The 6,749-nt window shown below is 47.6% G+C and carries 9 protein-coding genes and 1 pseudogene; all 10 read right to left on the bottom strand.

The window, feature by feature from the left end:
- The coding region (locus H6A12_RS12875; RefSeq protein ID WP_204448409.1) for an MBL fold metallo-hydrolase at nt 1–687 on the bottom strand (687 nt) is incomplete at its 3' end.
- Between the two features lie 36 nt (nt 688–723).
- A complete protein-coding gene (locus tag H6A12_RS12870) occupies nt 724–1,215 on the bottom strand; it encodes a hypothetical protein (RefSeq protein ID WP_087990358.1) in 492 nt (163 codons plus the stop codon).
- Nucleotides 1,212–1,460, bottom strand: coding sequence for a hypothetical protein (locus tag H6A12_RS12865; protein WP_087295647.1), 249 nt, complete (start codon nt 1,458–1,460; stop codon nt 1,212–1,214). Before H6A12_RS12865 ends, H6A12_RS12870 begins: the two co-directional genes overlap by 4 nt.
- Nucleotides 1,461–1,478: 18 nt before the next feature.
- On the bottom strand, nt 1,479–1,751 hold the full coding sequence (locus tag H6A12_RS12860; RefSeq protein ID WP_066859802.1) for a type II toxin-antitoxin system YafQ family toxin: 273 nt from the start codon (nt 1,749–1,751) through the stop codon (nt 1,479–1,481).
- Nucleotides 1,744–2,025: a type II toxin-antitoxin system RelB/DinJ family antitoxin gene (locus H6A12_RS12855; protein WP_087295645.1), complete on the bottom strand. Its 282-nt coding sequence runs from the start codon at nt 2,023–2,025 to the stop codon at nt 1,744–1,746. The genes H6A12_RS12860 and H6A12_RS12855 overlap by 8 nt, the downstream gene beginning before the upstream one ends.
- Before the next feature lie 244 nt (nt 2,026–2,269).
- Nucleotides 2,270–3,799 carry a hypothetical protein gene (locus tag H6A12_RS12850; RefSeq protein WP_117508232.1) on the bottom strand — a complete coding sequence of 510 codons (1,530 nt, stop codon included), beginning with the start codon at nt 3,797–3,799 and terminating at the stop codon, nt 2,270–2,272.
- A 426-nt stretch (nt 3,800–4,225) separates the two neighbouring features.
- Nucleotides 4,226–5,452 (bottom strand): plasmid recombination protein, encoded by a 1,227-nt coding sequence (locus H6A12_RS12845; RefSeq protein ID WP_181966766.1) that lies wholly within the window; start codon nt 5,450–5,452, stop codon nt 4,226–4,228.
- Between the two features lie 239 nt (nt 5,453–5,691).
- Nucleotides 5,692–6,051, bottom strand: a complete 360-nt coding sequence (locus H6A12_RS12840; RefSeq protein ID WP_087990360.1) for an SdpI family protein — start codon at nt 6,049–6,051, stop codon at nt 5,692–5,694.
- Between the two features lie 28 nt (nt 6,052–6,079).
- Complete coding sequence (locus H6A12_RS12835) at nt 6,080–6,508, bottom strand: GNAT family N-acetyltransferase (RefSeq protein WP_052776518.1); 429 nt, start codon at nt 6,506–6,508, stop codon at nt 6,080–6,082.
- A gap of 24 nt (nt 6,509–6,532) precedes the next feature.
- Nucleotides 6,533–6,749 (bottom strand): annotated as a pseudogene (locus tag H6A12_RS12830) (MBL fold metallo-hydrolase); the annotation flags it as partial.

The raw sequence follows: 6,749 nt of genomic DNA, 5'->3' as shown, positions 1-6,749 counted from the left end.
ATCTTTATACTTTTGTAATTCCATTGCAATACTGTTTAACAATTCTTTTGATACTGTTTTCTTTGTAAGTGGGTTGAACAAATGAAAACCACCAATACAAAAATGTGGTTGATACTTCTCTGCTTCTTCCATGATATTTACAACACCAGAATGCCCACACCCCATAATAACTACTACTTTATTTTCTGAAATAATCAAGTTTTGTTCGTGTACAAAAGTATCTTTGCCCTTTTTATCATAAAGAGCATTATTGGCAGGAGAATAAAATTTATTTGTTTTACTTACTGTAAATAGCGATAATTCTTCATCAATTTTATAATTACCATTCAATAGTTTGATTTGCCTATTAGATTTAAGCTTACTATCAATTCCAACTGGTATTTTAAGAAATAAGGTTTTACTGTAATGTGGTTCAAAGGCTTCCTTTTGCACATAGATATTTGCCACAGAATTAATATCTAAAAATTTTTTCAATGCTCCTCCATGGTCAAAATGCCCATGAGAAATAATAACAGTATCCACTTTTGAAATATCTATATTTCTTTTCATAGCATTTTCAAATAATGTGCTATCTGAACCTAAATCAAATAGAATTTTATGTGATTTCGTTTCAATATATAAGGAAAGTCCGTGTTTTGTTTTAAGTTCTGACTTAGTCGTATTTTCAACTAATGAAGTTATTCTCATAAAATCTCCTTTACAATTCTAATTTGTCAAGTTCTCTTAACCTCGAAACAACTTGCTAAACCAGCCCCGTTTTTGCTCCGGCGCCTGGTCCTGCTGATCCGCTCCGGCCTCCCCGGTAAGAAGCTGCTGCTGGATCGTCCCCGCGTGAAGAGCCTGGGCCGCTGCCGCCGTCTGCTGGGCAGCGGCCAGCGCATCAGTGAGCCGAGTAATGGTCTGAGCCTGCTGCTCGATCTGCCGGTCTTTCACTTCAAGCTGCCCTTGCAGTGTGTCGATGGTGGCCTGTAAAACGCAAACCAAATCGCCAACTTCACGGTTTTCGGTTTGCGTTTTAGTTTGCGATTGGTTTTCGATTTCAGTTTGCGTTTTTTCAAAAAAAGCCTGTTTTATCAAAGCTTCCTGGTGTTCATCAATCGCAAACTGGTTTCCGTTTTTTCGCAAACTTGATCGCAAACCCAGGTTTTCGATTTGTTTACTTACCGCTGTCTTTGATACCCCTATCTCGTCGGCTATCTGCCGGATCGTTTTCATACTTTCACGAACAGGCCCACAGGACACACACCCTTAAACCCAGGCGTAGATATGTACCAGCAAGCAGGGCCTGTCGGCTCCCAGGCTACTTCAAGGGTAATCTCGTGCCAGCCATCTGGAAACAAAGCTGTAAATCCCTCTCCTGCGTGTATGCCGCGCCCTTCCAGGAGCAGACGAGGGTGCGGATCATCGTCTGCCGGATCGGGAAGCTGTATCTGCGCGATCCTCTCTTTATCCCAGCTCATAGACCTTTCCTCCTTCCCCTAAAATAAGTCGCTATGCGATCCCGTCCGGGTAAGATATAAAATCAGCTCGTCCCCGTCCACTTCGTAGATCAGCAACCAATCCGGCGTAATGTGGCACTCACGACACCCCGCATAGTCCCCGGAAAGCTGGTGATCCCTGTTCTTCTCCGGCAACGGCTCCCCCGCAGCCAGCTTTTTAATAATATCGGTCAGCAAAGAAATATCAAAGCCGCGCTTTTTCACACGCTTCAAATCCTTCTGAAACTTTGTGGTTGGTCTTATGTTATACATCGGCAAGCAGCTCCTCCATCATCTGATCGACATTGGAATAGGTCTTGCCGAGGCTCGGATCGGCCTTCATTCTCTTTACTTCCTGGATTGCTTCGACGGTTTCTGCGTTCGGCACATCGCCGCTGATTTCAAAGGGTATTCTATACTCTCTCACCGCCTTACGAGCAAAAACATTGAACGCCGTTGTCATCGTCATTCCCATATCAGCACAGAACGCCTCAAACTGCCGCTTCAAATCTGCGTCCATACGGATGTTAATATTTGTATTCGCCATAGATAGCAACTCCTTTCGCTCTTATTATATACATTGTATCATTTTTTATTCACAATGTCAATATGCATTCCTGGTCGTTTACCCAAGCACTGGCCCTTAAACTTCCACCCTGGTATGTACGCATTTAGGGGGCAAAAAGCCTTGATTTATGCGGCTTTTCGGGCGCGGTAGCGAGGGGGCCGGTATATTTACCCTCGGAGGGCTGAAAACGGCTTCTAAAGCGTAACAGGGGCCTTTCTGGGCCTTATTCCTGGCCCCCATCGTGCAGCGCGTCCAGGAGCCAATCGCTCAACTCCTGGGAAGGGGACACCCGCACCGTTACATGCCCATTTTCAAAGCGTACCGCTGGCGGCGGGCAATCCCACCACTTACGGACGGTTTTCGGATCAAGGCCAGTTTCCCGGTGACAGTCAGCCTTGCGCCCCTCCGGGTGCTGCTGCCGCCATTCATAAACCCGCGCCTGGGCCGTCCCGCTGTCTTTAGGCCGCCCATTTCCTTCCCTCCAATCCTTTTTCCCTTGCTGTTTCGCTTTAATATCCCGAATGGCTCTTGCAATTTCAAGATGATCTGCTTGTTTTTGAAAATTACGCTTATTGACAGGCATAGTCAGGCCGGAGAGCTTCGCTATATCGTCCCTGGGGAATGTCACATAGTCCTCGTTGAACATCTCCAGGGCGCACACCACATCATCTTTTGTAAAGCGGTTTATATCCTCCACACTCATATCATCGTAGGGCCGGAGCAGTGCGAAAGCGTCCCGACGCAGCTCGTCCTCGTCTATCCCGCATTTTTTCGCATAAATCGCCAGCGTCATAATGCCATAGAAACGATGTCCCACCCGGATTTCATCGGCGATCCGGTGCAGCCACCAGTCGTAAAGGTCACGCTTGACTGTCCAGCGGCCCCGCCGCTCCTTCTTGACAATCCGCCGCTCATACCAATCCGGATACTTCTCCTTCGCCTCGGCCAGCGACAGGCGGCTCTTTCTCATAAGCCCCTCAAGCCGCTGCTGCTCCCCGTTACTGTCCGGGATATAATCAAGCAGCCGCGCCAGCTCCACCGGCCCGCCGAGCCGGAACGCCCTCACAGGGTACTCACGCCCCAACTTCGAGCCGGAGCCGACCACCCGAAAACCCTGCAAAATCCCCTGCATTTGCGGCTCCTTGATGGTGGAGGTAAACTTATTCCAAATCTGCCGGGTAAGGGCATATTTCAGCTCTTTCAAGCATTTTTGGTTGTGCGGGTACATAGGCACCGGCTCTTTCAGCACATAATACAGGTGAAGCCCCGTCCCGCTGTTTACAACAAAGGTTGCCTGGGGCAGAATATCCTTGTTCATCTGGTGCAGCGTGTCCCGAAGCTGTGGCATACCCACCCCGTCCAGGTCAAAGACCAGGGCATAGAGATACCGGGCATTTTTGCCGCACCGCCGCCGTCCAAAATAGGAGATAGGGGACATAATCGTGAAATCGGTGTCTTGCAGCTCCCGCAGCTCGTCCAGCTCGTCAGTAATGGTACAGCGTTTCGCTTTACCGTCCCCCTCAATCTGCAGGGCAATACCAGTAGCCTTGTCAACCTCACCTTTCGGCACCGTCACCGCGATCCCGTTTCCCTTCCTGTCCTCAAAATGACCCTTCCTCTCGAAAGATCCTTTCGGGAAGATCTCACGATAAAACTCATACGGCTCCACCGGCTCCAAAAACTTCCCTAAATGCTCGTTCTTTTCCCTATAAAGTTCCCGCAGCCGTTCCAGTGCTGCTTGCTGATCCGCCATTCCTTACACCTCTTTTCGTACATTCTGCAAACCCACAGGGGGAAAAGGGGGAGCCAAAGAGCGGCCCCTTCGGGGCCTTAAAGAGAAAGTCACCTCCCCCTTTTCCCCCTCGCTCTGGGGCATGGAAATGATGGAAAACCTTTCAGGTTTACCACATTCCCACACCCCGCCGCTCACCCCCATAACCCCCTCCGACTTTCTCCCTGTCCGAGAGAGAATATTTTATTATTTTTTCCCTGGCCTAAAGGCCATAGGGGGGCATATATTATCAATATATTTTATTCCCTATTTTACGACACGCTAACTTCCTGCTATCCCCTGTACCCCCATAGGGGGGCATATATTATCAATATATTTTATTCCCTATTTTTACTGTTATTATAGCCTGTCCGGGCGGCTCTTGCCAGGCCCCCTGACAGGCTTCTTTTACAGCTCCATACCACCCCAGGTGTGGCTCCGTTCCTGCTCTCTTTCCGGCTGCTGCACTTCTGGCACAGGTAGCAGCTCACGCGCCTTTTCGACCAGGGGCCGGAACTGCTCTGGCAAGTGCCGATCCAGGAAATCCAGCACCGCCCCGATCCCTTCCTGGAGCCGCGCCGAAAACCCGCGCGCCCGGCTCAAATCTTCTTCCAGGTATTCCACCTGCACTTTGAGCTGCCGGTTTTCATTTTCAAGCCGCTGCCGCTCCTGGGCCTCCTTCAGCTTTTCTTTCGTCGAGGGGATTTTCTGCTGAAGCTGTTGGTTTTCTACCTTCAGCTCCCGCACCTTCTGCTCTGCCGCCGCGCCCCGGATCACCGCCGCCTTCAGCTCCTTCACCTGCTCCACCGTCACGCCCTTGACGGCCCCTGTCAGCGTCTTTTCCGGCTGTATTGCGTCCAAATCGGGCTTGACCTTCTCCACCGCTTTCAGCAGCTTCACATTCCCTTGCAGGGCCTTTCTCTGCTTTTCCAGGGCCGCGATCTCCTGCTCTGCCGCTGTCACCTGTTCCTGGATAGCTTCAAGCCGCTGGGCCGCTGCTCTGTACTCTGGCAGCTCCATATGAGGCCGACCACCGCCCAAGCTGATAATCTCAAACTCGTGCGCCTGGGCGATTTCCGTTAGGGATTCTTTCTCCCGTTCCATCCAGGCTTTCCATTCCGTCTGCTTCCGGCCCAGCCCTTCAAATCCCTGCTGCTTTAACGCTTGTTTCATTGATACCCGCGTCGAAAGGCCCCGGCTCTGCTCCGTTGCCACCGGCACGAAGTCCACATGGAGGTGGGGCGTGGCCTCGTCCATGTGCAGCACCATATTAAACACCCGCAGATGAGGGTTGCGCTCCTGGAAGGACTCTGCAAACTCTTTGAGAGCTGCCGCCGCCCGTTCCCCTCCAGGGGAGCCGCACCCGCAGTCTGTCAAGTTGCCGATCTGGAAGATAGCCTCGTGAAATAGCTTTTCCTGCTTGCTCTGCCGGATATGCTCATAGTAGTCTGGTATCTTGTCCCTGGTCTTTTTCTTTTTGGCATTGTAGGCAGCCAGGGCTTCATCGAAAAGTTCGTGGTACACCTTTTTCAAATCCTCGTTGCAAAAGGTGACATTCTGCTCCGACCTGCTCCGGTCTACATTCGCCGCTGAAAAGCTCCTGTTGTTGTGCCGGATACTTCCCCGGCCCGTCATTCCCGAAATGGTTGTACCTATAAAATCACCCGTCCCTTTCCTGCAAAAAGCCCATATCCTACTATTCCTATTTTACCATAACTGGCCGCAGGCCACAACCTCTTTGTTACTTTCTTGTGAGAAAGTAACGCAAAAGCACTTTCACACCACCGCCCCTTTGGGGCTGGCAGTATGAAAGTGCCTTTGCGCCCTGCCGGGGGCTACAAGAGTCGGTAGCTCGCTGCTGCTTTTATACTAAGTTAGAATTTATCATCCAAAAATTTGTTTTTTATTCCTGTTTCAGTTTTGTAAAACCCAAAAAACAGAAATATAATTCCAACGGCTACTCCTGCAAATACGGTAGACTGTGCGGAAATATTAAGAAAAAGTAAGGATATACACAAAACGATTTCTACCAAACCTAATGTTTTGCCAATACCAATAAAAATATTAGGCGCTATGCTTTGTGCATAATCCCAATGCTCTTGTGACTTTCGTGAGGAAGGTGTGTTGTACCCGTTGCCAGAGTTCATATCTTTTACAGGGTGCTTCTTTAAGATATATCCCACAAAAATCATCACGAACGGTATTACGAAATTCAATATAAGTAATCCATACATAAGAACATCTCCTCAAATTAGGATTTGACTATCTCTTAACTCGTTTTGATAAATGAAGTTCATTATCATCTACATATCCAAGTTTATTATATACAGTTTGTGCAACAAGATTTTCTTGTCCTGTTAGAAGTTCATATTGGTGAAGTGGATAATTCTTACTACAATAAGCCTCTGCAAAAGTAATCATCTCACTCGCTAAGCCTCTTTTTCTGTATGCTGGTTTAACATACACTTCTGTAATTTCAGGCATATATTCATCATAGCAGAACGATTTTTTAAGCTGAACACAAACAAATCCAACTAACATATCATCTTCATCAGCAACGATAACAACTTCCTGTTTATTATTCATAAGGGAATTTCTAATATTGTCTATGCTTGTTTCGCTCTCACCATTAAATTCATCATTTAAGATGTTTAATTGCTCTGCATCATTTACTGTTGCAATTCTTACCATAATTACACCTCATCAAATTCCGATTTAGATTTCAATAACATCACCGCAAGACATATAATTCATATTATCCATTTGTTGAGATAGATAATGATATGCCTTTTCACCAGTGCAATGACAAGTATAAAATTCAATATCTTTATACTTTTGTAATTCCATTGCAATACTGTTTAACAATTCTTTTGATACTGTTTTCTTTGTAAGTGGGTTGAACAAATGAAAACCACCAATACAAAAATGTGGT

The sequence above is a fragment of the Merdimmobilis hominis genome (assembly GCF_016901855.1).
Classification (GTDB): Bacteria; Bacillota; Clostridia; order Oscillospirales; family Ruminococcaceae; genus Paludihabitans.
Note: the sequence above shows the minus strand (reverse complement) of the source record. Positions and strands in the feature narration are given on the sequence as shown.

What these genes read in the sequence shown, in the direction of transcription:
- H6A12_RS12870 (WP_087990358.1), bottom strand. Translation starts at nt 1,215, where the DNA reads ATGAAAACGATCCGGCAGATAGCCGACGAGATAGGGGTATCAAAGACA.
- H6A12_RS12865 (WP_087295647.1), bottom strand. Translation starts at nt 1,460, where the DNA reads ATGAGCTGGGATAAAGAGAGGATCGCGCAGATACAGCTTCCCGATCCG.
- H6A12_RS12860 (WP_066859802.1), bottom strand. Translation starts at nt 1,751, where the DNA reads ATGTATAACATAAGACCAACCACAAAGTTTCAGAAGGATTTGAAGCGT.
- H6A12_RS12855 (WP_087295645.1), bottom strand. Translation starts at nt 2,025, where the DNA reads ATGGCGAATACAAATATTAACATCCGTATGGACGCAGATTTGAAGCGG.
- H6A12_RS12850 (WP_117508232.1), bottom strand. Translation starts at nt 3,799, where the DNA reads ATGGCGGATCAGCAAGCAGCACTGGAACGGCTGCGGGAACTTTATAGG.
- H6A12_RS12845 (WP_181966766.1), bottom strand. Translation starts at nt 5,452, where the DNA reads ATGACGGGCCGGGGAAGTATCCGGCACAACAACAGGAGCTTTTCAGCG.
- H6A12_RS12840 (WP_087990360.1), bottom strand. Translation starts at nt 6,051, where the DNA reads ATGTATGGATTACTTATATTGAATTTCGTAATACCGTTCGTGATGATT.
- H6A12_RS12835 (WP_052776518.1), bottom strand. Translation starts at nt 6,508, where the DNA reads ATGGTAAGAATTGCAACAGTAAATGATGCAGAGCAATTAAACATCTTA.